This window comes from Nesterenkonia natronophila (assembly GCF_003595215.1).
In the GTDB taxonomy this organism is placed as follows: Bacteria; Actinomycetota; Actinomycetes; order Actinomycetales; family Micrococcaceae; genus Nesterenkonia; species Nesterenkonia natronophila.
In genome coordinates, this window is record NZ_QYZP01000001.1 from 370,928 (window position 1) to 395,083 (window position 24,156).

Sequence of the window (24,156 nt, forward strand, 5' to 3'; positions counted from 1 at the left end):
CGTCGTACCCTTAATACCGTGACCCAGTCCCGCATAGTTCTCTACTACAAGTTCGCCCCCATCAAAGACCCCGAGGCAGTGAAGCTCTGGCAGCAGGCGCTGTGCCGTGAGTTGGGGCTCTTGGGCCGCATCATCATCTCCGAGCACGGCATCAACGGCACTGTAGGAGGTGAGCTCAGCGCGGTGAAGAAATACGTCAAGCAGACCCGCAGCTACACCCCCTTCCGCGGCACGGAGTTCAAGTGGTCGGAGGGTGAGGCCGATCAGTTCCCGCGGCTGAGTGTGAAGGTCCGGCCCGAACTGGTGGCTTTCGGAGTCCCGGAACAGGTCAAAGTCAATGCCGAGGGGGTCGTCGGCGGCGGTGAGCACCTGAAGCCCGAGCAGGTTCACGAGCTGGTGGAGGCCAAGCAGAGCGAAGGCATAGAGGTGACGTTCTTCGACGGCCGCAACGCCATGGAGGCGCAAATCGGCCGGTTCAAGAACGCGGTGGTGCCGGAGACCGAAACCACCCGAGACTTCATCACTGAGCTGGACTCCGGGAAGTACGATCACCTGAAGGACCAGCCTGTAGTGACCTACTGCACCGGCGGCATCCGATGTGAGGTGCTCTCCGCACTCATGAAAGACCGGGGTTTCGAGGAGGTCTACCAGCTCGACGGTGGGATTGTCCGCTACGGCGAGACCTACCAGGATTCTGGTTACTGGGAGGGTGAGCTCTATGTCTTCGACGGGCGAATGAATACGCGCTTCAGTGGGGACGCGAAGACCCTCGGCGAATGCGTGAACTGCGCAGCGGCTACGTCGCGCTTCCACAACTGCGCGGACCGCGGCTGCTCCACGCTGCAGCTCTACTGCGAGGACTGCAGTCATATCCCCGCCTCCACCCGCTGTGCGGGGTGCACGGCCCGTGTGAAAGCAGAGCCGGAGCACCCCAACCAGGGGCACCTCGGCAAGAAACGACGCCGCCTCACCTCGGCCTGAGGTCTCCTGCCGCTCATCTGGCCCCGTCATCAGGCGTTTGTTGGATGGCCAGGTTCCTTGAGGGTGCTGATCCCCCAACAAGGTGCTGATATCTGGCAGCGAGAAGCGCAGGCACCCGCCGGGGCGCGCCCCGACTGCCCCCCGGCATAGGCTGAGACGTATGCCGAGCCCTGACCCTGCACCCGCCACTTCGACCCCGGCCCCGCCAGCGTCGGAGGATCTGCCGCTGATCGCCGCGCTGCGTGAGGACTTCTTAGAAGCCGGCTTCACCAATGATGGTTTAGTCGAACTGCTCGGCGCCGATGTGCTCTCCGCGCTGCATCGTGAACAGATAGTTCCCGGGCAGCTGTGCGTCTCCGAGCTCCTGCCCCGCGACAGCCCCGCTCCTCAGCAGACGTCACCGTCGCAGAAGCGCGCGGTGCTCACAGCTCTGTGGCTGGTCGCGACCGCAGTCAGTGCCGAACAGCTCAATGCCGCGCTGCCCCGCACTGGGGTGGAGGGCCTGCAACGGTTGAGGCTGGTGCAGGTAGCGCCCTCCGGTGTGGTGGTGCCGCGCAGCGAGCTCCAGCCCTACCAGGTGGAGACCACGTCGGGCATGCGGGACATGTGGCTCAGCAGCGATCTCAGCTCCCACCAGGTCGACGGCGCGCTGCCACACGATCATGTGCTCGGTGTCGGCCAAGCCAGCCTCACCCTCGCTGGGGTGATCCACCGCCGGCCGGTAGAGGCGGCGTTAGACATCGGCACCGGCTGCGGGATTCAGCTGCTGCACCTGTTGGACCACGCAGACCATGTGGTCGGTACCGACCTCTCGGCACGTGCACTGGAATTCGCGCGCTTCAACCTGCTGCTCAATGCGTCGGCGCTGGACCTTGACCCTGGGCACTTGGAGGAGCGAGTCGAGCTGGTGCACGGTTCGCTTCTGGAGCCGGTGGCTGGCCGGCGGTTCGATCTTGTGGTGTCCAATCCACCCTTCGTGATCACCCCTCGCAGCGACACGGAGACCGACGCCGAGCGGTACATGTACCGGGACGGAGGGCGTCAGGGGGACGCTCTGGTGCAGGAACTCATCAGTGGGCTGCCTGAGGTGCTCAACCCCGGTGGCACGGCGCAGCTGTTGGGCAACTGGGAGAGCATGGAGCACGACGACGCCTGGGAGACCCGGCCCAGAGCTTGGGTTGAACAGACCGGACTCAGTGGGTGGGTGGTTCAGCGTGATGCCCAGTCTCCGGCCGAGTACACCGAGACCTGGCTGCGGGACGCGGCTGAGGAGCGCAGCGGCACCGAGTATCGCCGGCGGTACGCCGAGTACGCGGCGGACTTTGCCGCCCGTGGCGTGCAGCGGATCGGTTTCGGATTTATCTGGTTGCACGCTGCAGGTACGGACCACCCTTGGCGAAGGTTCGAGGAGCTGCTGGGCGAGGTTCAGCAACCGCTGGGTCCGGTCATCGGTGAGACTGCACGCCGCGCCCACGAGGAGCCGCACGCCGTGTTGGGGCACGCCCTCATAGTTCCCGAGACGGTCACCGAGGAGCGCTACCAACGTTTTGGTGCCGAACACCCTGAAATCATCATGGCCCGGCAGGGCTCAGGCCTCCGCCGAGTCCGCCCCATCAGCTCAGCGGCGGCCGGGTTCATGGGAGCCACCGACGGAGAGTACACTGCCCATCAGCTCATCATCGCAGTGTGCTCGCTCACCGATGCGGACGAGGAAGCGCTCGCCGCCGAGATTTTGGATCTTTACACGGAAGGCTTCCTGGACAGTACCGGTGGTGCGCCTAATGAGTCAGGGCCGGGCGCTTGAATCAGGTGCTCTGACTGGATCATTGTGCACGTGTGGCTGTGAACACCACCGCCCCTTGCGCTGAGTGATCCGCTGTTATAGTGAGCACTCGATGGCGCACCGACTGCCATCTGCACGCACGTGCCAACGCTCTAGGAGTTCTGTGTCAGGCAAGAAGCTCGTGATTGTCGAGTCCCCGGCTAAATCCCGTTCAATCGCCAAATACTTGGGCGATGACTTCATTGTGGACGCATCTGCGGGTCACATACGTGACCTGCCGCAGCCCTCCGAACTCCCCGCAGACATGAAGAAGGGGCCTTTCGGCAAGTTCGCGGTGGACCCGGACAACGGCTTCGAGGCCTACTATGTGGTCTCCGACTCCAAAAAGTCCAAGGTGCGTGAGCTGAAGAAGCAGCTCAAGGAAGCCGACGAACTCTACCTCGCCACTGACGCCGACCGTGAAGGGGAGGCCATCGCGTGGCACCTCTACGAGGTCCTCAAGCCGAAGGTCCCTACTTATCGACTCACCTTCACCGAGATCACCAAAGAGGCGATCCAGCGGGCTATGGAGAACCCGCGGGAGATCGATTCCCACCTGGTGGACGCTCAGGAGACCCGCCGCATCCTGGACAGACTCTTCGGTTACGAGATCTCCCCGGTGCTGTGGCGCAAAGTCGGCAAGGGGCTCTCCGCCGGGCGTGTGCAGTCGGTAGCAACCCGCATGGTGGTGGACCGTGAGCGTGAGCGCCTGGCATTCGTCTCCGCTGATTATTGGGACCTCACCGGCAGCTTCGCCACTGACAGCGCAGAAACCTTCACGGCCAAGCTGACTGCCGTTGATGGAGACCGTATTGCGGCTGGCTCTGACTTCACAGACAAAGGCGAGCTGAAGAAGACCCGTCGCGACGTCGTCGTACTCACCAAAGATGACGCCGAAAGCTTGGCCGAAGGTCTCACCGGCACACGGTTCAGCGTTGATTCACTGGAGGACAAGCCCCACACGCGGCGCCCGCAGCCTCCGTTCATCACCTCCACTCTTCAACAGGATGCTGCGCGGCGCCTGCGTTTCTCATCCCGGGTGACCATGCAGGTGGCCCAGCGGCTGTATGAGAATGGTTACATCACCTATATGCGTACCGACTCCACCACCCTGTCGAACCAGGCGCTCACCGCCGCCCGGCGGCAGGCCAGCGAGCTTTACGGAAAAGATTCGGTGCCGGAGAAGCCCCGCGTCTACAGCAGGCGCAATGAGACCGCCCAGGAGGCGCACGAGGCGATCCGCCCGGCCGGTGACTCCTTCCGCACTCCCAAACAGGTCAGGGGCGAGCTCTCCGCTGATGAGTTCAAGCTCTACGAGCTGATCTGGAAGCGGACGGTGGCCTCTCAGATGGCAGACGCCAAAGGATTTACCGCCAGCGTCCGGCTCACCGGCAGCGCCGCCGATGGCCGCACCGCCACTTTCGGCGCCTCTGGAACGGTGATCACTTTCCCCGGTTTCCTCTCCGCCTACGAGGAGATCAAGGACAACGATGACGCCTCCTCCTCAGAGAAGACCAGCGATAAGCGGCTGCCCGAGCTGAAAGAGGGGCAGAACCTCACCAGTGAGGATATTGCCGCCAAGGGACATGAAACCTCGCCCCCGGCTCGCTACACCGAGGCCACCATTGTGGCTGAGTTGGAGAAGCGGGAGATCGGCCGTCCCTCCACCTACGCGCCGACCATTTCAGTGATTATGGACCGCGGATATGTCACCAAGCGCGGCTCGGCGCTGGTGCCCTCTTGGACGGCGTTCAGCGTCATCCGTCTGCTGGAGGACCACTTCGGTCGCTACGTGGACTATGACTTCACCGCCCGGTTGGAAGATGACTTGGACCAGATCGCCCGCGGAGCGATCGAACGGGAGGCCTGGCTGCAGGGCTTCTACCTTGGAGCATCCTCCGGCGAGGAAGGTCTGAAGAATGTGGTGGAGAACCTCGGAGAGATCGACGCCCGCGCGGTGAACACCATTGAGGTCGCCGAGGGAGTTGAGGTCCGGGTTGGCCGTTATGGCCCCTACCTGGAGCGTCCCAACCCCGATGGTGAAGCGGATGAGAAGGGCGAGCTGAAGCTGGACCGGGCCAATATTCCTGCGGACCTTGCTCCGGATGAGCTGACCAAGGCCCGCGCTGAGGAGCTCTTCGAACAGGCTGCCCTGTCCGGCAGGGTCCTGGGCACGGATCCGGAGACCGGACGGGAAGTCGTGGCCAAAGACGGCCGCTACGGTCCCTATGTCACGGAGGTCATCCCGGAGCCGACAGAGGAAGAGATCCAGGCGGCCATGGATGCTCAGCCCACTGAGTACTACAAGAACGGCAAGCCGAAGCCTAAGAAGAAACCGCCCAAGGAAAAGCCGCGCACCGGGAGCCTGCTGAAGTCGATGACCCTGGAGACCGTCACCATCGACGATGCCCTGAAACTGCTCTCCCTGCCCCGCACTGTCGGCACCGATGAGACCGGGGAGGAGATCCTCGCACTCAACGGCCGGTTCGGCCCGTACCTGAAGAAGGGCTCCGACACGCGGCCGCTGCAGGATGAGGAGCAGCTGTTCACCATCACTGAGGAAGAGGCGAGAAAGATCTACGCCCAGCCCAAACAGCGCGGGCGCGGTGCAGCTAAGCCTCCTCTGGCGGAGTTCGGCAACGACCCCACCACGGAAAAGCCCGTGGTGGTCAAGGACGGCCGGTTCGGTCCCTACGTCACCGACGGTGAAACCAACGCGACGGTCCCACGCACCGTCTCACTGGAGCAGCTCACCAAGGAGCAGGCGTACTCGCTGCTGGCGGAGAAGCGCGCTCAAGGTCCGGTCAAGAAGAAGAAGGCCTCCGGCGGGCGTTCGCGCGCGGCGGCTAAGGCCTAACGGATCACTCCGGGGGTATCGACGTGCGACTCGGCGTTCTAGACATCGGCTCCAATACCGTGCACCTGCTGCTGGTGGACGCCTACATTGGAGCTAAGCCGGAGGCGTTCGCTTCGCACAAGCGGCCGCTGTCACTAGTGAAGCACCTGGACAGTTCAGGTGCTATCACAGAGGCGGGCCAGCAGGAACTCATTGGTTTCATCTCCGAGGCTGTGCGCTTCGCTGCACGACACCGGGCGGAGGACATGCTCAGCTTCTGCACTTCAGCCATCCGAGAGGCGCCCAATGGCGCGGAGGTGATCAGCCGGGTTCAGGCGGCAGCAGATGTTGAACTAACTGAACTTACCGGCTCGCAGGAATCAGCCATGACATTCTTCGCGGTGCGCCGTTGGCGCGGATGGTCGGCCGGCCACATCCTGAACTTCGACATTGGTGGTGGTTCCCTGGAGCTGGCCTACGGTCAGAATGAGATGCCCTCCACAGCTCTCTCTGTCCCCCTTGGCGCAGGACGGCTGACGCGGGACTTCCTGCCCAGCACCATGGATCACGGCTCAGCCCCGGACAAGGGTGAGGTCAAAGAGCTGAAAGCATATGTGCGGGAGGAGATCGAGGCTGCCCGGCGCGAATTCCCCCAGCTGAAGCAGCAGCTGGAAGTGACAGCCACCTCCAAGACATTCCGCTCCCTGGCCCGGCTGACTGGGGCTGAACCCTCAGCTGAGGGCCCCTATGTGCGGCGCACCCTGGCGTTGAAACAACTCAAACCGCTGGTCAAGCAATTGGCAGAGCTGTCTTCCCAGGAGCGGGCCAAACTTCCCGGAGTCTCTGAGATGAGAGCGGACCAGGTGTTTGCAGGTGCTTTGGTGGCAGAGACTGCCATGAAGACGTTCGGAATTGAAGAGCTGACCATATGCCCGTGGGCGCTGCGTGAAGGCTTGATTCTGCGCCGACTGGACACTCTGGCGCGGGAGGTCAATGTGCAGATTTCTCATGCGCCTGCGGTGGGTCACGTGGACCTGGCGAGGGAGCTGCGCCGCCCGACCCATAAGGACGTGAAGGCGATCGCCGTGGAGCATGCCCGTGCCTGATGTCCCTCAGATCCCAGTGGCACTGTCCTCGTCCTCCATGTATCCGATGGGGGTCGCCGAGACGTTCTCCATAGCGGAAGACCTCGGGTACGACGGCGTCGAGATCATGGTCACGCACCGGGCGGAGACCCAACAGGCTGATCTGCTCAACGAATGGGCCTGGCGGTTCGGTATGCCGGTGAAGGCCATCCACGCCCCCACTCTGCTGTTGACCCAGCAGGTGTGGGGATCGGCCTGGGACAAGATCCGCAAGTCGGCTGAGCTGGCTCGGCAAGTCGGTTGTGACATCGTGGTCGCGCATCCCCCGTTCCGGTGGCAGGGGACCTACGCGTCTGGGTTCGCCGAAGGAATAGCGGAGATCGAAGAGCGCACTGGGGTGATGATTGCGGTTGAGAATATGTACCCCTGGCGGGCCGGGGGACAGGAAGCCACCATGTACCTCCCGCACTGGAATCCGGTGCCGTATGACTACAAGCACGTGACCTGGGATTTCTCACATGCGGCCACGGCAGAAGACGATTCCTATGAGGCAGTGAAAGCCCTAGGGTCCCGACTGCGGCACCTCCACCTGACCGACGGCTGGTCCAACGGGTTCAAGGATGACCACCTGATGCCCGGCCACGGCAACCAGCGGGTGGTGGAGGCAATGGAGTTGGTTGCACAGTCTGACTTTGGCGGCAACGGCTTCAACGGTGCGGTTGCGGTGGAGGTCTCCACGAGGGCCGCCAAGAAGGAAGTCGGCGAACGCGAACGCATGCTTGCGGAATCGCTTGCCTTCGCCCGCAAATACCTCGGACAGGAGTGACACGATGACCAAGATCGCCATGCTGGGGCTGGGCTCCATGAACGGGGCCGTTTTGTCCGGGTTGTTGGCCTCCGGTGTGTCCGCCGAAGACGTGGTCGGCACCTCGCGGTCTGCTGAGTCGGCGCAGCAGCGCTCGCAGCAGTACGGTGTCACAGTCCTCGCCGAGGAGCACGACGCCGCCGCCAACACCACCGCAGCAGCCCAGGCGGACGTAGTGTTCCTGGGGGTGAAGCCCCACCAGGTCGTGGACCTTTGCGCGGAGATCAAAGAGGCGCTCCGACCCCACACAGTAGTGGTCTCAGTCGCCGCCGCCGTCACTATCGCCATGATGGAGTCAGCCCTCGCTGAAAGGCAGCCGGTCATCCGCGCGATGCCCAACACCCCAATGTCGGTCGGAGCGGGCGTGGTCGGACTCGCGGCGAGTTCGGCCGTGAGCCCACAGCAGACCCAGACGGTAGCTCAGCTGCTCGGAGCCTCAGGGTCGGTCCACGTGCTGGAGGAGGAGCAGATTGATGCGCTCACCGGCGTGGCAGGATCAGGACCGGCCTATACGTTCTACCTAGCCGAGCATATGGCGGCCGCAGGTGTCGAGATGGGCCTGGACCCCGAGCTTGCAGCGGACCTTGCTGCCCAGACCGTTTATGGGGCTGGAAAGATGCTCATTGAGAATCGAGGGGATAACGACGTCGCCCAGCTGAGGCGCAACGTCACCAGCCCCAACGGGACCACCCAGCGGGCAATCGAGACATTCGACGCCGCCCAAATGGGTGCCACGATCCGCGCCGGGGCCCAGGCCAGCGCCGCGCGTGCCGCGGAGATCACCGCCCAGCTGCAAGGCTGACTGGCCGATTTTGCCGCTTTAGGCGGCGCGACGGCACTGAAATAACGGCAGAATCGGCCACTCAGCCTTTGGGACCGGCTTCGGCAAGCAACCGACGCAGCCGCACTGGGTCGATCTTCCAGAAGTCCCGGACCTTCCCATTGATGCGCAGAACTGGGATCTCCTCGGCGAACTGGGCGCGCAGGGCGTCGTCGTGCTCAATATTGATCTCCTGATACGTGATGCCGAACTCTGCGCATACCTCACCGGTGACCCGGAGCGCCTCAGCGCAGAGATGGCACCCAGGGGTTGTGAGCACTTCCACTGAAACGCCGGGGGACTCAGGCATAGCCTTACTCCTGTGCACAGATCGGGCGGACACGCGAAAGCCCCGGCCGGAGCCGGGGCCGTGCGTGAAGCTGCTACTTCTTGTTGCGCCGCTGGTGGCGTGTCTTCCGCAGACGTTTGCGGTGTTTCTTCTTCGCCATGCGCTTACGGCGCTTCTTGATCACTGAGCCCATAGGGTGAACAGTCCTTACATCGGTAGTTGGAGCAGGTACCTGCCCCGTAGGCCAAAAAGGTCTTGGGGAAGTCTACCGACTCTGATGGTGTAGGGCTAACCGCGCGGCATCGTACGATAGCCGAAGGCAGCGTGCTCATGCCCAGACGCTCATCTTGGACCCGTGACTGGGCCAACCGTTCGCAAGGCTTGAAAGGGGGGTGGGGAGCAGGATCGCTCAGCGGCACCTGCCCCCTGACTAGCAATGGATTCTCCCATCGAGGAATACCTTCACCGGGTCCATGCAGAAATCTCTGAACTGCGGGACGGCCAGCCGTACTCTGTGGCGCCGAAGGGACGGAGTGTCGACCCTGAGGATTTCGGCATCTGTCTGGCAACAGTTGACGGTTACGTCTACGAAGTCGGCACCACCAGCAAAGAGTTCTCCATGCAGTCGCTGTCCAAGCCCTTCAGCTACGGACTGGCGCTGACCGAGCACGGCCTGGAAGCTGTCGATGCCAAAGTCGACGTCGAACCCTCAGGAGATTCCTTCACTGAGATCTCGCTCGCCCCGAAGACTGGGCGACCGGCGAACGCCATGATCAACGCCGGGGCTCTGGCAGTGGCTTCTCTGATTAAGGGTTCTGGCGGAAAAACCGCCCTCAACCGGATCGTGGACTTCTACTCGGGGTTCACCGATCGTCAACTCACCAGTAGTAAGGGCGTCTATAACGCTGAACGGCGCAACAGCGATCACAACCATGCGCTGGCTTTTCTCATGAGCTCCTTTGGCCTGCTTGAGTCCCTTCCGACTACCGCCCTGGAGACGTATCTGCGTCAGTGTGCTGTGCAAATTACCTGCCGGGACCTTTCACTGATGGCGGCCACCCTGGCCAACAGTGGTACCAACCCGGTCACCGGACATGAGGCACTGGGGGTCGAGGCCGTGGAACGTGTGCTCTCAGTCATGATGACCTCCGGGATGTATGACAACGCCGGCGACTGGGTGGCCTCCGTAGGGATGCCCGCCAAGTCAGGAGTCGGAGGAGGAACCCTCGCAGTCCTGCCAGGACAGGCTGGCCTGGCAGTGTTCTCACCGCCGCTGGACGCCCATGGCACCAGCGTGCGTGGAGAAGCGGCCTGCCGACGCATGTCCGCTGACATGGAGATGCACTTCGTTCGTTCGGCTCGGGCCGGGCGTTCGGCGATCCGCGCCATCCACTCCATAGCCCAGGTGCCTTCAGCTGTTCGGCGCACAGATGAGGCAGCAGCTGTTCTGCGTGACCTGGGAGACCGTGGGATCGTCATCGAGCTCACCGGTGACCTCCTGTTCGCCGGAACTGAGTCGATGATCCGGGAGCTGAGCACCCTCAACGATGACGTTGAATTTGTTGTGCTGGACGCTCGCCGAGTGGACGAGGTCAGCCGCATGTCACACACCATGCTGGCTAACCTTGAACAACAGTTGCGCCACACCCACCGTCAGCTGCTCTTCGTGGACCCTGAGGACCGCCTGGCTACGGCCGTCTCAGCGACTGAAGGTTCGACTTTTGTTACCCGCAGCACGGCGATTGCCCATTGCGAAGACCAGTTGCTGCAGCGCCACTCTCCGGAGCTCTCCACCCCCAGCAGAGTTGCCGTTTCTGAGGCCCCGGCACTGTCCTCGTTGCCTGCTGGTGATGCCGAAGAGCTGGAGAGGCTCATGGAATCACGTAATTACCAGGACGGAGAGGTGGTGCGCCGAGTCGGCCAACGGTTCGACGGCGTGTACTTCATCGTCTCCGGCAGGATCACCACCACCGCACGGGATGCAGAGGGCAACCGAGTTGGGCTCGGTACCCTCAGTGCAGGAATGACCTTCGGTGAGTTGGCACTGGGACGCGAGCAGCGCCAGGAACTTACCCAGCGCGCCCAAGGGTCGGTGGAAGTCAAGGTCCTCAGCGCCGCCACGATTGACCATCTTGAGAAGGAGGACCCCAGGCTGGCTGGGGAGATGTGGCGCGCTCTGACGCGCGAGGCCTTCACACGGGTCGATCAGTACATGCGTGAGGTCACCTCGCTGATTCGGGACTACTACTGACGCTATTACCAGATAGCCTGTTCAGAAGATGTCAAGCAGATCACTGAGAATCGAGGAGAGGCAGGGCCTTTGAGTTTTCTTGAGTTCCTCGAGACGCGCTCGTCCGACATGGTTGAGTTGGGACTTGAACACGCTGCTGTCGTGGGTCTCTCAGTGCTGCTGGCCACCATCATCGGTGTCACCCTCGGAGTCGCCACCTACCAGCGCGCCCGCGCTCGCGGAATGGTCCTGGCCATCACCGGAGCAATTCTCACGATCCCCTCCTTCGCTCTTTTCATTCTGCTGCTGGGCCCGTTGGGGCTGGGTTGGCCGCCCACGGTGGTGGCGCTGACCCTATACGGTCTGATGCCGGTGGTGCGCAACACCATCACGGGACTCCGCGGAGTTGACCCGGCCGTTCTGGAAGCGGCCAAGGGCATGGGGCTCAACCGCCGTCAGCGCCTGCTCCGCATAGAGCTGCCGCTGGCTTGGCCGGTCATCATCACCGGAGTCCGGGTGACCACGCTTGTGCTCCTGGGCATCACCGCCATTGCCGCGATTATCAACGGCCCCGGTTACGGGGAGTTCATCTTCACCGGCTTGGCCCGAGTCGGAACGCCCGTGGCAGTCAACCTGGTGCTGGCAGGGGCACTGGGTGTAATGATTCTGGCGGTGCTGTTCGACATCTTGTTCTACACCGTCCGGAAGTTGACCACGTCCAAAGGAATCCAATGACCTCCGCAGACTCACACGAGACCCGCCAGGTGATGATCCGGCTCGAGAAGCTCACCAAGCATTATCCGGGGCAGCAGCGCAACGCCGTCGATGGTTTGGATCTGGACATCAACGAAGGTGAGATCGTGGTGCTGGTGGGCCCCTCCGGGTGTGGCAAGACCACCACGATGAAGATGATCAACCGGATCATTGAGCCCACCTCTGGGCGCATCATCCTCAACGGCGAGGATGTCACACGCACCGACGCTGATCAGCTGCGTCGACGAATCGGCTATGTGATTCAGCAGACCGGCCTCTTCCCGCACATGACGATTGGGGAGAACGTAGCCACCGTTCCGAAACTCCTGGGTTGGGACAAGAGCCGGACCGATGCGCGGGTCGACGAGCTGCTCAATATGGTCAATATGGATCCGGAGATCTTCCGGCACCGCTACCCCAAGCAGCTTTCAGGCGGCCAGCAGCAGCGCATCGGTGTGGCCCGTGCCCTGGGGGGAGACCCCACCGTGCTGCTGATGGATGAGCCTTTCGGAGCGATCGACCCGATCACCCGTGACCGTCTGCAGAATGAGTTCCTGCGGGTGCAGAGCGAAGTCCGTAAGACCATTGTCTTCGTCACTCACGACATTGATGAGGCCATCAAGATGGGTGACCGCATCGCGATCTTCAAGGAAGGCTCCCAACTCGCTCAATACGACACTCCCGAACAGATCCTGACCGCACCAGCTGACGATTTTGTCGCCGAGTTCATTGGCCGCGGCGCATCCCTGAAACGCCTGAACCTGAGCTATGTCGGTGATATCGACCCGCGACCCTGGCCGACGGTTTCAGTGAGCACCAGCATCGCGGAGGCCAGGGAGACTCTGCGGAACGCTGCTGAAAGTGCACTGATCGTGGTCGATGAAGCGGGCCGCCCACACAGTTGGGTGAGCCCGGAGGAACTGAACCGCGCAGGGGAAGGGTCGTCGCTGAAGGAGATCGGACAGACCCCGCGGGCGATAGTCGAACCGCGGGCCACCCTCAGTGACGCGTTGAATGAACTCATCGCCGCCCGTTACGCCGTGACGCTGGTGGTTGACGACACCGGCAAGCTGCAGGGCGTGGTGGACATCGAACAGATCAATGACTCCATCCGTTCGATGCGTGCCTCTGCGGTGACCGAAGCGCGCGCCAGTCTCGGGGGTGAGCCATGAGTACCCAAGCACCTCACTTGAAGACCGCCAACCAAGAAACCGGAGTGGCTGGTTCTCGCGGCCTGAGTCAATATTTGGTGATGCCGGTAGTGCTGGGAATCGCGCTGCTGGCGCTCTACGTCTACGTCTCTCTCCAAGAGCTGGACTCCATCGAGGAGCGTTCCCTCAATGCTGCTCGGCTGACCAGAGCGGTGTGGGAGCACATCCAACTCACTGCCGTGTCGACTCTGCTGACGCTGCTGATCGCCATTCCGTTGGGCATACTGCTGACTCGGCCCTTCACCCGCCGGATCCGCCCGTACATCGTCACCGTGCTCACCGTGCTGCAAGCCGTTCCCACAATCGCCATCCTGGTTCTCTTAGCCGTGGCTTTCCTCTTCCTGGGCTTTGCGGCTGCCATCGTGGGATTGGTGCTCTACGCCATTGTCCCGGTGCTGCTCAATACCATGGTGGGCCTGGAGCAGGTCGATGACGCTGTGTTGGAGGCTGGACGCGGCATGGGGATGTCACGGACAACCGTGCTTCAGAAGATCGAGCTGCCGCTGGCCATCCCAGTGATGCTCGCCGGGATCCGCACTGCCCTGGTCATCAACGTGGGAACGGCGGCGTTGGTGACCTATATCAACGCCGGCGGACTGGGAGACATCATCGTGGCAGGTTTGTCGACCAACCGAATTGTCGTGCAGATTGTCGGGGCGGCACTGACCGCCATTCTGGCGCTGCTCATCGATTACATTGCCGGTCTGATTGAGGACCTGCTGCGTCCACGTGGACTATGAAGCACATCGACGTGCTAGAGCGTACGACCATACGATGGGCCCTTCCAGTGGCCCGCAGAGGAGGAAAGAGATATGACGAACAAGAGAACTTGGGCACCCGGAGTCGCTGGCGGTGGTCTAGCGATGCTGCTGGCCCTGACTGCCTGCGGAGATGCCGGCAATGGCGAGGACGACAACGGCGGCGAGTTGGCCGGCGAAACGTTCACCGTGGGCTCCAAGGAGTTCACCGAGTCTTATGTGCTGGGGTATATCTCTGCCCTGCTCTTGGAGGACGCTGGAGCGGAGACTGTGGATCAGACGGGGATCTCCGGCACGGCCACGGTCCGGGCGGCGTTGGAATCTGAGGAGATCGATCTCTACTGGGACTACACGGGTACGGGTTGGGTCGATATTCTCGGCAACACTACTGAGGACTTGCCGGATGATCTCTATCAGGCAGTGGCGGAAGCTGACGAGGAGAACGGGATCGCCTGGCTGGAGCCGGCGAACTTCGAGAACACTTACCGGATCGCCACCACTGAGTCTTTCGCCTCCGAACAAGGTCTCAGCACCATGACCGAAGCGGCGGACTACATAAATGAGAACCCCGACGAGAATGGCCTATGTGCTGCCTCAGAGTTCATCAACCGCGATGACGGGCTGCCCGGTTTGGAAGAAGCCTATGACGTTGACTTCGACGCCGTGGAGCTGGACCTCAACTTGATCTACCCGCAGGTGGGTGATTCTTGCGAGTTCGGCGAGGTCTTCTCCACTGACGCGCGGATCGAAGCCAACGACCTGATCGTCCTTGACGACGATCAGGACTTCTTTGTCCCGTACGAAGGCGCACTAACTCTGCGTCAGGAGACGTTGGATGAGCACCCCGCGATCGAAGAGCTCCACCAGCCGGTCAGTGAAGCGCTGACTGATGAAGTCGTCATGGAGCTCAATGGCCGAGTCGACACTGGTGGTGAGGACCCACGCGACGTCGCCGAGGACTGGCTGATGGAGCAGGGCTTCATCGACTGAGAGTAAATCAGTCGACGGTGTGAGCGCAGGAGCGGGTCTTAGGCCTGAACGAAGCGGCCAATGGTGCGGCCCACGTTGAGACCAGGCAGGGTATCGGTGAACATCCGATAGTAGGCCAACTCTTCCCTGGTCCTCAGCGGCGGGTCCACCGCGGCCGCTTCTGCATGCAGGTCCTGCTCTGTGACGGTCTGCCCATAGTGTTCACGCAGCACCTCGTTCATGCCCGTGCCCTCACCGAACTGTTCCTTTCGCCGCCACAACACCTCATCCGGCAGCCAACCGTCGAATGCTCGGCGGAGCATCCACTTGGCCGGCCTATCAGTCCCGGTGAGCTTCCACTCTGGTGGCAGCGCCAGGGCCAGCTCCACCACATCCAGGTCCAGGAACGGCACCCGCGGTTCCAGTCCATGGGCACCTGCCACACGGTCCACCCGCTGCAGACCACCGATATGCATACCCTCGATGGTGGACAACAGGTCCTCATGGAGCGCGGCACCGGTTTCGTGCTGGCCGTAGTGGGCGTAGCCAGCGAACAGCTCATCAGCGCCTTCGCCAGCCAGTACGACCTTGACATGCTCCGCGGCCAACTCACTGACCATATGGTGAGGCACTGCACTGTGGACAAGGGTGGGGTCGAATGATTCCAGCTCTGCAATAATCTGTGGAACCAGCTCGATGGCGTCCTCAGCCGTATAGATGAGTTCCTTGTGCTCTGTGCCGGCATGCTCGGCAACCAGGCGTGCAGCCGCCAGGTCGCCGCTGCCTTCCATCCCCACGGCAAAGGTAGGGATCGTCTGTCCGCGGTCAGCAGCAAGTTTGGCTGCGATAGCCGTGACGATGCTCGAATCCACCCCACCGGATAAGAGCACCCCGAGGGGAACGGCTGAATCCATGCTGCGCTCCACTGAGCGGATGACCGTCTCTCGGAGTGCATCGAAGACCCAGGCGGGAGGTTCTTCGTACGGAGCGCGGCTCTTGAGCAGTGCCGGGGCGGTTACGGGAAATGTGGGTCCGGTCACCAAGCCGCCGTCCGGGGTCCATATATGTCCTGGCGGGAAGGGCTCGACGGCTGGTCGCCAATCCTCGTCGAAAGCTTTCAATTCAGAGGCGAAGAGGGTAGTCTCTCCACGCTCAGCCCAGTACAGCGGGGCGATTCCCAACGCGTCACGAGCGGCCACGAACCTTCCGTCTTCAGCGGCGATCACCAGTGCGAAGTTTCCCCACAGCTGGCTGAAGGCCGCGAGACCGCGTTCCTGGTAGAGCTGCAAGGCGGTTTCCAAGTCGGAGCGGGTACGGAATCGCTCTTCGCCGAGCTCCTCGCGGATTCTGCGATAGTTGTAGATCTTTCCATCCCCCACCAACCACACCGCCTGTTGGGCCTCCCCTAAGGGTTGGGCGCCATCGTCGGGGTCGGTGATCGACAGGTACTGTGAACCCAGCCACGCCTGACCGACCTGATGAGTCTGCGATCCGTCGGGGCCCCGGTGTGCCATTCGCTTCAGCATCCGCTGGCCGAGTTCAACATCAATGGGTCCGTGCGCGGCGACGATCGCTGACATGTCCTCCCCTAACCTTAGGTTCCCCGCTGCGGGGCTGTGTGGGCTGCGTCCCATCCAGCCTATCCGGAGAACGTTCCCGACAGTAGAAACAGGGCGTCTCGGCATTGTGGAAACTCCATCGAAAATCTGGTGAGTTTCCCACATCCAGAGACGCGCTGAGGCGGCGGGACCTCAGGACGGAGCCCGGGCGGCACTCAGCGAGAGTTGAGCGGGCGTGCGACTGCCGCCCGGATGAGCTCAGTCGAACCAGGGGTCGAGTCCGTGCAGAGGGAAAATCTCTTTGCGGGTCTGAATAATCGCGCGGTCCACTGAGTCCTCGGGGTCGTAGCCGAGTTCCCAGGTTCTCCACCAGAGTTGGGTGTCGTCGTGCATTTTCTGCGGCGCTGTCACACCGAAGGTGCGGTGGACGTACTCCCTCCAGCTCACAGGCGTGGGCGTGTTCAACGGAATTGGAGCCCCTGCAGCCACGGCAGTCAGATGAGCCCAGGCGCGCGGGACGACCTGGTAGAGGCTGTACCCCCCGCCTCCGGTGGCGATCCAGCGGCCTTCGGTGAACTCCTCGGCGAGATGGCTGATATCGAGTTCCAGCTGACGTAGACCGTCCACACTCATAGTGAGGTCCGTCAACGGATCATTGATGTGGGAGTCGCATCCATGTTGGGAGACCACCACCTCTGGGTCGAAGGCCCTGACCAGCGCCGGCACCACCGCATGGAACGCGCGGAGGAACCCGGCGTCTCCTGTGGTGGCAGGCAGAGCGACATTGACCGAGGTGCCGATCGCCTCACCCTCACCTGCCTCGTTAGGAAACCCGGTGCCCGGGTAGAGGCTCACTCCGCTCTGGTGGACGGAAATTGTCATGACTCGCGGATCGCTGTAGAAGATGCCCTGGGTTCCGTCCCCGTGGTGGGCGTCCACATCGATGTAGACCACCCTCCTGGTTCCGTTGTCGAGCAGGTGCTGGATGGCCAGGGCAGCATCGTTGTAAACGCAGAAGCCGCTGGCTCGAGCACGCGAAGCGTGGTGCATGCCGCCGGCGAAATTTACCCCGTGCACGGCACGGCCGGCCAGCATCTCTTGGGCGAGGTGAAGGGTGCCGCCGGCGATACGAGCGGCGCTGGTGTGCATGTCTGCGAACACGGGAACATCGTCGGTGCCGAGCCCGTGCTCTGCCGAAGGGCCTCCGGACTCAGAGCTGGACTGTACCGCAGAGATGTAGTCGCGGTCATGGATGGTGGAGAGGACGTCCTCGGCGGCGATCTCGGGGGCAGAGAGGGTGACATTGGTGGCGTCGAATACGCCCAGATCACGGGTGAGTCGCTCTGTGAGGTCAAGCCGCACCGGATCCATGGGATGGGCCTCTGCGAATCGGTGCTTCAGCAGTTGGGGGTCCCAGACCACAGTGGTCGGTGGAGCAGGCGAGGTGCGGGTCACAACTCAGTAGCCTACGCGTGGTCGGCGAAGTATTCGAGCCGTGAGACGTCCCCACTGACCACGATCGTGTCTCCGGGCGAGACCACAGTGTCCGGCTGGGCGTAGACGAAGTCCTTCCCCGGCGACTTCACGCCCACCACGTTGACCTGGTGCTGCTTGCGTGGCTGAGACTCATCGATGGTCTTGCCCTGCAGTGCTTTTGGTGGCCGCATCTTCACGATGGCGAAGTCGTCGTCGAACTTGATGAAGTCCATCATTTGGCCGCTGACCAGGTGGGCGGCCCGGACTCCGGCATCGTGCTCAGGGTAGATGACATGATGACAGCCGATTCTGGTGAGGATCTTCCCGTGCGTGGGGTTGATGGCCTTGGCCCACACCTGGTTCACACCCAGGTCCACCAGGTTGGCGGCAATCAGGACACTGGACTCGATCGAGGTGCCCACGCCCACGACCGCGGAGTCGAACTCGTCAGCTCCCAATTGGCGCAGTGCCTCCATGTCGGTGGCGTCGGCCTCCACGGTGTGCGTAAGGGTGTCAGCATATTTCTGGACCAAGCTGCGGTGCCGGTCCACAGCCAGGACTTCCTTATCCTGGTCCACCAATTGCTGGGCTAGGGCAATGCCGAAGCGGCCCATGCCGATGAGGAGCACCGGCTTGTTGATACGTTGATTCCTAGCCAATGATCGGCCTTCCTTCTGGGTAACGGTAACGAACTCGCTTCTGGCGGACGGTGAGCGCGGCCGCGAAGGTAATGATGCCGACGCGTCCGGTGAACATCAGTGCCGCCAGAACGTAGAGACCTGAGGGAGGCAGCTGTTCGGTGAGCCCGGCGGTCAGTCCTACGGTGGCGAAGGCGGACACGGATTCATAGAGCGGCCGTCCCATATCCTCGCCGCTGATCGTCATCAGCGCCAGGGTGGAGAACAGGACAGCGGTGGCGCCCATCGCGACCACAGAGACGGCGACGCGGCCGACCTGTGCGGGAATGGTGCGACCGTGTGCGGTGGTTTCTTCATGACCGCGGGCTTCAGCGAGGAACGCCAGGAAGATCACCGCGATCGTCGTAACCTTGATGCCACCTGCGGTGGAGGCTGACCCTCCACCGGCGAACATGAGGGCATCGGACACCAACATGGTCTCGGAGTGCTCCAAGTTTGACTCCACCACGGAGAACCCTCCGGAGCGCATATTGACGGACGCGAAGAGGGCACTCTGAAGTTTCTCCAACCACCCCATATCGCCGATGGTAGCGGTGTTGTTCCACTCCAAGAATGCGTAGGCTGCCGCTCCCACGAAGAGCAAAATGGTGGTGACTTCCATAGTGAGTTTGGTGTGGAGGGTCCAGCTCTTGATGTGCCACCGGTACCTCCACAGCACGTAGAGGACCGGGAAGCCCAAACTGCCCAGAAACACTCCGAGCATGACGGTCCACACCACGACGGAGTCATTGTCCACACCGCCGAGGCCGTCCGCATGGATGACGAAACCTGCGTTGTTGAACGAACTGATGGCGTAGAAGAGCCCGTACCAGGCTCCGCGCACGGCATCACCCTCTAACGCAATCAGGCGAGGGATCAGTATCACTGCCAACGCAGTCTGCACCACCACGGAGCAGATGATGACGGTCTTGAGCAGCTGGCCCACTTCCCCGAGTCCACCGGTCGACATCCCCTCCCGGGCGATCAGCCGGGTACGCAGCCCGAGGTGGCGAGTCACCGAGACTGCCAGCAGTGCTGCCATGGTGACGATGCCCAGACCGCCAACCTGGATGCCGATGAGAATCACGATCTGCCCGGCGAGTGTCCAGTCATCTGCAGTGTTGACCGGCGTCAGACCCGTCACGGTGACCGCGGACGTCGCAACGAAGAGAGCATCATGTACGGCGGCTGAGCCTCGGCCCGGCGTGGCCCACGGCATCATCAGCAGAGCGCTGAACAGCGCGATGACCGCAGCGAAGATCAGAAGTGCCGTCCGCGGAGGGGAGGACTGCGAGAGCTTAGCAAGCTTCCCGGTGGTCCTCTTCCAGAGTGAGCGCTCGAAATGCGGCTTGACGTCCCCTTGTGACACGGGGCCATAGTACGCCTCTAGACGGGTTGAGGCCCGGCTGTTTCCAGCCGAGCCTCAACCTTCAGCGATCAGCGGCCGTGGCGCCGCCGCCGAGTCGTTCTAATCCTCTTCGACGATGAGGGGGTACACGCCGTCCTCATCGTGGACCTCGCGGCCTGTGACCGGTGGATTGAATACGCAGACCATACGCAGCTCTTCCTCCACCTGCAGCCGGTGCTTCTCGTGACCGTTGAGGAGGTAGAGGAACCCGTCAGTGACCTTGTGCTCCTCGCCAGTCTCCAGGTTTGTCAGGGTTCCTTTGCCGCCCACACAGTAGACAGCCTCCACGTGGTTGGCATACCAGAACTCGTTATCGGTTCCGGGGTGGAGGGTGGTTTCGTGGAGAGAGAAGCCGACCTTCTCCTTCCCCAGTACCATGCGGCGCGAACGCCAATTCGGGGTCTGGATATCACGATCGGTCCCGTTAAGGTCATCGATGTGGAGTGTGTACATGGATTCTCCGTTCAGTTCAAGACAGTGGGGGTGTGGTGAGCTCAGTGTGGCGGGCGCAGCCGGCTGGGTTCACCGAGCTGACCGGTGGCGGCCAGGACTGATTCCTCGAGGATCTGCAGACCTTTTTGTAGGTCGTCGGAGCTGATGTTCAGCGCAGGCATGAGCTTGACTACTTCATCCTTGGGGCCGGAGGTTTCTACCAGCATGTTGCGCTTGTATGCCTCGGCAGCAACCTTGCCCGCAGTATCCGGCTCAGGGAAGCAGATGCCGGAAAGGAAACCCCGACCGCGGATGCTCGCGCCTCTGACGTGTTCCGCGATCTTGGCCATGCCGGTGTGCAACTCTTCTATCTTTCCGGCGAGTTCCTTCTGGAACGAATCATCGGCCCAGAAGAGCTCCAAGGCACGCGCTGCGGTGACGAAAGCCAAGTTGTTGCCGCGGAAAGTGCCATTGTGCTCACCGGGCTCCCACACGTCCAGCTCCGGCTTGAACAGGGTCAGAGCCATGGCGAGGCCGTAACCGGAGATGGACTTTGAGACACATACGATGTCCGGGACGATGCCCGCCTCTTCGAAGCTGAAGAAGGTGCCGGTCCGGCCGCATCCGGCTTGAACGTCATCGACAATAAGCAGAATGTTGTGGCGGCGCAGCAGGTTGGCCAATTCTTTCAGCCACTCCAGACGAGCTGCGTTGAGACCGCCTTCACCCTGGACTGTCTCCACGATGACCGCTGCCGGTTTGTCGACCCCGGAGCCGGAGTCCTCCAGAACCTTTTCCAGCCAGATGAAGTCCGGAATGTCGCCGTCGAAGTAGTCATCGTACGGGATCTTCGAGGAGTTGGTGAGGGGGATACCCGCACCTTTGCGTTTCATTGAATTGCCAGTCACGGACAGTGCGCCGAGGGTCATACCGTGGAACGCATTGGTGAAGGACAGGATGTGCTGCCTCCCGGTGACTTTTCGGGCCAGCTTGAGTGCGGCCTCTACCGTGTTGGTGCCGGTAGGTCCGGGGAACATCACCTTGTAGTCGAGGTTCCTAGGTTCCAGAATGACGCGCTCGAATGTTTCCAGGAACCGCCGCTTGGCTGGGGTGTTCATGTCCATCGAGTGGGTCACGCCCGAGTTGGACACGTAGTCGACCACCAGGTCCCGCAGCTCGGGGAGGTTATGTCCGTAATTGAGTGCGCCGGCTCCGGAGAAGAAGTCCAGATAACGCGAACCGTCCTCGGTGAACTGGTAGCAGCCTTCCGCCTTGTCGAAGACGGCCGGCCAGTTCTTGCTGTAGCTGCGCACCTGGGATTCGCGGGTCTCGAAAATGTCAGTAGCCATAGTCTCTCTCAGTCCTCAGTTACTTGTGGTGAACGATGTGATGTCAGCGGTTCAGGGGTTCTACGATGTAGAGGTCCTCTGCCGCGTGAGCCTCGCCGGATTCCTCTTCCGCAGGAAACAGGTCCTCGGTGAACAGGGACCGTCTTTCAATTTCCGTCCCGTGCTCCCGTGCCAGTGCCGTGAACAAAGCGATTGATGCTTCATTATCCGCGGTGATCGTCGTCTCCAGGCGGGAGGCGCCGGTGCGTTGGACCAGCTCAAAGAGCATCTTCTTCGCCAGTCCTCGACCGCGGAACGCCGAGTCCACCGCTACCTGCCAGACGAACAGGGTCTCTGGGTCTGACGGCTTGCGGTAACCGGAGATGAATCCTGCGGGTTCAGCTTCCACGTCTGCAATCACGCTGGAGGAGGCAAAGTCACGTGCCCACAGCAGGTAGGCGTACGGGGGGTTGGTGTCCAGCACGCCAGTCCCCTTGGCAATTCGCCAGAGGTCCGCACCGTCGGCCACCGTGGGGGCGCGAAGGATTATGAGTTCGTCTGCGCGGGCAGAGGTATCGTCGGCATTCATCTCTCTCCACATTAGCAAGTTCCGCGCGGCGGTGAGGAGGCGTTGCTCTTTCGCGTACACGCATGCCTGCGGAAACAGACCTCGTCGGCATAGCTTTGTGTAACCCGGAGAATCACTCACGATTGACTGTGAGTCTGTTCTGACCTGGTGACATGCACTTGGAGCGGCTGTAGGGTCGCACTTGTACCGTTCCCGAGTGAAAGGAAGTACCCATGGGTGCCGGAGATAAATTTGATGCTGCAAAAGACAAGGTCAGCGGTTCCGCAAAGGACGCCGCGGGCAAGGTCACGGGCAATTCCGAACTGCAGGGCGAAGGCAAGGCCCAGAAGCTCCAGGGCAAGGGCAAGGACGCTGCTGAGTCGGTGAAAGACACAGCTAAAGGCGCCGCTGGCCAGGCCGAGGGAGCCATAGGCGGCCGCGACGACAAAGAGAACCAAAGGTAGGCGAAACCGCCACACCGATCAACGGTGCCGGGTCCGTATTCAGATGGACCCGGCACCGTTGTCTTTCTAGTCGGCCATAGTGGCGGCCAGAGCCAGCAACTGCTCCTCGGTGCCATATTTGCCAATAAGTTGCACGGACCAGCTCATCCCGTCAGCGCTGGTGTGCACCGGCACGTTGACTGCTGGGAGGCCCAGTACATTGACTACGGAGCTGTAGGGAGTGAACCGGCACTGCTCCACGTAGTTGTCTTCAGGCGCCATCGAGGAAAACCAGCCCAGGTGCGGGGGTGCCGAAGCGAGCATCGGCGTCATGAGGAGGTCCCACGGCCCAAAGATGTCGTGGGCATCGTCGGCGAACTCCTGCAGGGCAGCGACGGAAGCACGGGTCACAGCCTGTGGGCGGGCACGGGCGGACTCCAGGAAGTACCTGGTCAACGGTTCGAGGTGCTCTTCCTGCTTGCTGCTGAGGTTCAGATCCGCCAGTCGTGCAGTCCACAGCGCCTGGAAGTTTTGATGGTAGTCCTCGGCCCAGAAGCGTTCGGGACCGGTGCAGTTCTCAGTACCTTGTATTTGGTGCCCATGCCTTCCCAGCATTGAGATCCCCGTCTCTAGGGCCCGCACAGCGTCTTCAGCGAGGACTATGTCGAGGTCCGGTGAGAACGGAGACTCGGTCGTCACCCCGATCCGCAGCGGGGCTAGGCCTGTGGCAAGTGCCTCCTGGACGATGGACTGCGCGGTCGGCCCCTGCTTCGCCATCACATCAAACAGGAGTGCGGCGTCTTCGGCGATGGTGGCAATGGGACCGGAGGTCACCAGGTTCTGGACGGAGCGGGACTGATCGTCGTCTGGAATCCTGCCGCGACCCGGTTTGAGTCCCACGAGTCCACAAGCCGCTGCGGGTATGCGGATGGACCCACCACCGTCACTGCCAGGAGCAACCGGCAGGATTCCCGCAGCCACAGCGACCGCGCCACCACCCGTCGAACCCCCGGCGGTGCGTGTGACGTCCAGGGGGTTTCGTGCAGGGTCCGCCACTTGATTCTCTGAGTAGCACGGAAGGCCGAACTCCGGCACCTGGGTTTTTCCGATGCTTATAGCCCCTGCGTGGTGAACCGTTCTGGCCAGCGGGGCATCCTGGGAGGGGACAGTCACCGGAGAGGCGGCAGTGCCCAGGGTCAGTGGTAGTCCAGCGACGGGCACGAGGTCCTTGAACGCCGTCGGCAGCCCAAGCAGGGGGGCTGCATGGCGGAGCTCACGCGCAGTCATATGGTCTTGCAGGAGGTTGAGCGTTGTGTCCTGCTGCTCTGCTCTTGTCAGTGCGAACTCCGGGTCCAGGTGGATGAACGCGCCCAGCTCGCTCATGGTGCCGGCAGCGGTGAGCGCAGTGGTGGTCAGTTCCACACACGAGACCTCCCCGGTCTCCACCGCTTGGCGCCACTGTGCCGCGGTGGCAACCCTGAAGTCAGCCTTAGACAGATCAGTGGTGTGCTCTGCACGGGGGCTGGCCGATTGTGGAACCCGCGGAGGCACGGCCATGCGTCTGCGTTGCATATCAGCCGTGTGCTGCGCCTGCTCCACTTGTTCCATGACCTCACCCTATGGAATTTCGTGGATCCGCGCAGACA

The 24,156-nt window shown here is 62.1% G+C and carries 22 protein-coding genes; 12 read left to right on the top strand and 10 right to left on the bottom strand.

Features of this window, described 5'->3' with window-relative positions; all coding sequences use genetic code 11:
• The first annotated feature begins 18 nt into the window (after window positions 1–18).
• The 6 genes from trhO to proC all read left to right on the top strand — a co-directional run bounded on the left by trhO (window position 19) and on the right by proC (window position 8,391).
• A complete protein-coding gene (trhO, locus tag D3250_RS01750; protein ID WP_119902238.1) occupies window positions 19–981 on the top strand; it encodes an oxygen-dependent tRNA uridine(34) hydroxylase TrhO in 963 nt (320 codons plus the stop codon).
• A gap of 160 nt (window positions 982–1,141) precedes the next feature.
• Window positions 1,142–2,785 carry a DUF7059 domain-containing protein gene (locus tag D3250_RS01755; RefSeq protein ID WP_119901635.1) on the top strand — a complete coding sequence of 548 codons (1,644 nt, stop codon included), beginning with the start codon at window positions 1,142–1,144 and terminating at the stop codon, window positions 2,783–2,785.
• A 91-nt stretch (window positions 2,786–2,876) separates the two neighbouring features.
• Window positions 2,877–5,660: a type I DNA topoisomerase gene (topA, locus tag D3250_RS01760; RefSeq protein WP_119901636.1), complete on the top strand. Its 2,784-nt coding sequence runs from the start codon at window positions 2,877–2,879 to the stop codon at window positions 5,658–5,660.
• Between the two features lie 23 nt (window positions 5,661–5,683).
• A complete protein-coding gene (locus D3250_RS01765; RefSeq protein ID WP_119901637.1) occupies window positions 5,684–6,745 on the top strand; it encodes a Ppx/GppA phosphatase family protein in 1,062 nt (353 codons plus the stop codon).
• Window positions 6,732–7,550, top strand: coding sequence for a sugar phosphate isomerase/epimerase family protein (locus tag D3250_RS01770; RefSeq protein WP_119901638.1), 819 nt, complete (start codon window positions 6,732–6,734; stop codon window positions 7,548–7,550). The genes D3250_RS01765 and D3250_RS01770 overlap by 14 nt, the downstream gene beginning before the upstream one ends.
• A 4-nt stretch (window positions 7,551–7,554) precedes the next feature.
• Window positions 7,555–8,391: a pyrroline-5-carboxylate reductase gene (gene proC / locus D3250_RS01775; protein ID WP_119901639.1), complete on the top strand. Its 837-nt coding sequence runs from the start codon at window positions 7,555–7,557 to the stop codon at window positions 8,389–8,391.
• 61 nt (window positions 8,392–8,452) lie between these two features.
• On the opposite strand, the gene D3250_RS01780 is transcribed toward proC, so the two are convergent.
• Window positions 8,453–8,719: a glutaredoxin family protein gene (locus D3250_RS01780; protein WP_119901640.1), complete on the bottom strand. Its 267-nt coding sequence runs from the start codon at window positions 8,717–8,719 to the stop codon at window positions 8,453–8,455.
• 73 nt (window positions 8,720–8,792) lie between these two features.
• Window positions 8,793–8,891, bottom strand: a complete 99-nt coding sequence (locus tag D3250_RS01785) for a 30S ribosomal protein bS22 (protein ID WP_081652675.1) — start codon at window positions 8,889–8,891, stop codon at window positions 8,793–8,795.
• Window positions 8,892–9,134: 243 nt separating this feature from the next.
• Here D3250_RS01785 and glsA point away from each other — a divergent pair, with 243 nt between their 5' ends.
• The 5 genes from glsA (at window position 9,135) to D3250_RS01810 (ending at window position 14,640) form a co-directional block, all read left to right on the top strand.
• Window positions 9,135–10,949: a glutaminase A gene (gene glsA / locus D3250_RS01790; RefSeq protein WP_119901641.1), complete on the top strand. Its 1,815-nt coding sequence runs from the start codon at window positions 9,135–9,137 to the stop codon at window positions 10,947–10,949.
• 69 nt (window positions 10,950–11,018) lie between these two features.
• Window positions 11,019–11,663, top strand: coding sequence for an ABC transporter permease (locus D3250_RS01795; protein ID WP_119901642.1), 645 nt, complete (start codon window positions 11,019–11,021; stop codon window positions 11,661–11,663).
• Window positions 11,660–12,853 (top strand): betaine/proline/choline family ABC transporter ATP-binding protein, encoded by a 1,194-nt coding sequence (locus D3250_RS01800; protein WP_119901643.1) that lies wholly within the window; start codon window positions 11,660–11,662, stop codon window positions 12,851–12,853. Before D3250_RS01795 ends, D3250_RS01800 begins: the two co-directional genes overlap by 4 nt.
• Window positions 12,850–13,632: an ABC transporter permease gene (locus D3250_RS01805; protein WP_119901644.1), complete on the top strand. Its 783-nt coding sequence runs from the start codon at window positions 12,850–12,852 to the stop codon at window positions 13,630–13,632. Before D3250_RS01800 ends, D3250_RS01805 begins: the two co-directional genes overlap by 4 nt.
• Window positions 13,633–13,704: 72 nt before the next feature.
• Window positions 13,705–14,640: an ABC transporter substrate-binding protein gene (locus D3250_RS01810; RefSeq protein WP_119901645.1), complete on the top strand. Its 936-nt coding sequence runs from the start codon at window positions 13,705–13,707 to the stop codon at window positions 14,638–14,640.
• Window positions 14,641–14,678: 38 nt separating this feature from the next.
• Here the strand turns inward: D3250_RS01810 and asnB are convergent, their stop codons facing one another.
• From asnB to ectA, 7 genes are all read right to left on the bottom strand, one after another.
• Window positions 14,679–16,199 (bottom strand): asparagine synthase (glutamine-hydrolyzing), encoded by a 1,521-nt coding sequence (gene asnB / locus D3250_RS01815; RefSeq protein ID WP_119901646.1) that lies wholly within the window; start codon window positions 16,197–16,199, stop codon window positions 14,679–14,681.
• 237 nt (window positions 16,200–16,436) lie between these two features.
• On the bottom strand, window positions 16,437–17,582 hold the full coding sequence (locus D3250_RS01820) for an acetoin utilization protein AcuC (RefSeq protein ID WP_438830128.1): 1,146 nt from the start codon (window positions 17,580–17,582) through the stop codon (window positions 16,437–16,439).
• 62 nt (window positions 17,583–17,644) lie between these two features.
• A complete protein-coding gene (locus D3250_RS01825) occupies window positions 17,645–18,313 on the bottom strand; it encodes a potassium channel family protein (RefSeq protein ID WP_438830122.1) in 669 nt (222 codons plus the stop codon).
• Window positions 18,306–19,700 carry a TrkH family potassium uptake protein gene (locus D3250_RS01830; protein WP_225973083.1) on the bottom strand — a complete coding sequence of 465 codons (1,395 nt, stop codon included), beginning with the start codon at window positions 19,698–19,700 and terminating at the stop codon, window positions 18,306–18,308. Before D3250_RS01830 ends, D3250_RS01825 begins: the two co-directional genes overlap by 8 nt.
• A 99-nt stretch (window positions 19,701–19,799) precedes the next feature.
• Window positions 19,800–20,192, bottom strand: a complete 393-nt coding sequence (locus tag D3250_RS01835) for an ectoine synthase (RefSeq protein ID WP_119901647.1) — start codon at window positions 20,190–20,192, stop codon at window positions 19,800–19,802.
• A gap of 41 nt (window positions 20,193–20,233) precedes the next feature.
• Window positions 20,234–21,520 (bottom strand): diaminobutyrate--2-oxoglutarate transaminase, encoded by a 1,287-nt coding sequence (ectB, locus tag D3250_RS01840; protein WP_119901648.1) that lies wholly within the window; start codon window positions 21,518–21,520, stop codon window positions 20,234–20,236.
• 43 nt (window positions 21,521–21,563) lie between these two features.
• A complete protein-coding gene (gene ectA, locus D3250_RS01845) occupies window positions 21,564–22,088 on the bottom strand; it encodes a diaminobutyrate acetyltransferase (protein WP_119901649.1) in 525 nt (174 codons plus the stop codon).
• A gap of 212 nt (window positions 22,089–22,300) precedes the next feature.
• On the opposite strand from ectA, the gene D3250_RS01850 reads away from it, so the two are divergent.
• Entirely contained in the window at window positions 22,301–22,531 is a 231-nt protein-coding gene (locus tag D3250_RS01850) for a CsbD family protein (RefSeq protein ID WP_119901650.1), read from the top strand.
• Window positions 22,532–22,597: 66 nt separating this feature from the next.
• Here the strand turns inward: D3250_RS01850 and D3250_RS01855 are convergent, their stop codons facing one another.
• Window positions 22,598–24,118, bottom strand: a complete 1,521-nt coding sequence (locus tag D3250_RS01855; protein WP_225973084.1) for an amidase — start codon at window positions 24,116–24,118, stop codon at window positions 22,598–22,600.
• Between the last annotated feature and the right edge of the window lie 38 nt (window positions 24,119–24,156).

What these genes read in the sequence shown, in the direction of transcription:
- D3250_RS01755 (WP_119901635.1), top strand. Translation starts at nt 1,142, where the DNA reads ATGCCGAGCCCTGACCCTGCACCCGCCACTTCGACCCCGGCCCCGCCA.
- topA (WP_119901636.1), top strand. Translation starts at nt 2,877, where the DNA reads ATGGCGCACCGACTGCCATCTGCACGCACGTGCCAACGCTCTAGGAGT.
- D3250_RS01770 (WP_119901638.1), top strand. Translation starts at nt 6,732, where the DNA reads ATGCCCGTGCCTGATGTCCCTCAGATCCCAGTGGCACTGTCCTCGTCC.
- proC (WP_119901639.1), top strand. Translation starts at nt 7,555, where the DNA reads ATGACCAAGATCGCCATGCTGGGGCTGGGCTCCATGAACGGGGCCGTT.
- D3250_RS01780 (WP_119901640.1), bottom strand. Translation starts at nt 8,719, where the DNA reads ATGCCTGAGTCCCCCGGCGTTTCAGTGGAAGTGCTCACAACCCCTGGG.
- D3250_RS01785 (WP_081652675.1), bottom strand. Translation starts at nt 8,891, where the DNA reads ATGGGCTCAGTGATCAAGAAGCGCCGTAAGCGCATGGCGAAGAAGAAA.
- glsA (WP_119901641.1), top strand. Translation starts at nt 9,135, where the DNA reads ATGGATTCTCCCATCGAGGAATACCTTCACCGGGTCCATGCAGAAATC.
- D3250_RS01800 (WP_119901643.1), top strand. Translation starts at nt 11,660, where the DNA reads ATGACCTCCGCAGACTCACACGAGACCCGCCAGGTGATGATCCGGCTC.
- D3250_RS01805 (WP_119901644.1), top strand. Translation starts at nt 12,850, where the DNA reads ATGAGTACCCAAGCACCTCACTTGAAGACCGCCAACCAAGAAACCGGA.
- D3250_RS01810 (WP_119901645.1), top strand. Translation starts at nt 13,705, where the DNA reads ATGACGAACAAGAGAACTTGGGCACCCGGAGTCGCTGGCGGTGGTCTA.
- asnB (WP_119901646.1), bottom strand. Translation starts at nt 16,199, where the DNA reads ATGTCAGCGATCGTCGCCGCGCACGGACCCATTGATGTTGAACTCGGC.
- D3250_RS01835 (WP_119901647.1), bottom strand. Translation starts at nt 20,192, where the DNA reads ATGTACACACTCCACATCGATGACCTTAACGGGACCGATCGTGATATC.
- ectB (WP_119901648.1), bottom strand. Translation starts at nt 21,520, where the DNA reads ATGGCTACTGACATTTTCGAGACCCGCGAATCCCAGGTGCGCAGCTAC.
- ectA (WP_119901649.1), bottom strand. Translation starts at nt 22,088, where the DNA reads ATGAATGCCGACGATACCTCTGCCCGCGCAGACGAACTCATAATCCTT.
- D3250_RS01850 (WP_119901650.1), top strand. Translation starts at nt 22,301, where the DNA reads ATGGGTGCCGGAGATAAATTTGATGCTGCAAAAGACAAGGTCAGCGGT.
- D3250_RS01855 (WP_225973084.1), bottom strand. Translation starts at nt 24,118, where the DNA reads ATGGAACAAGTGGAGCAGGCGCAGCACACGGCTGATATGCAACGCAGA.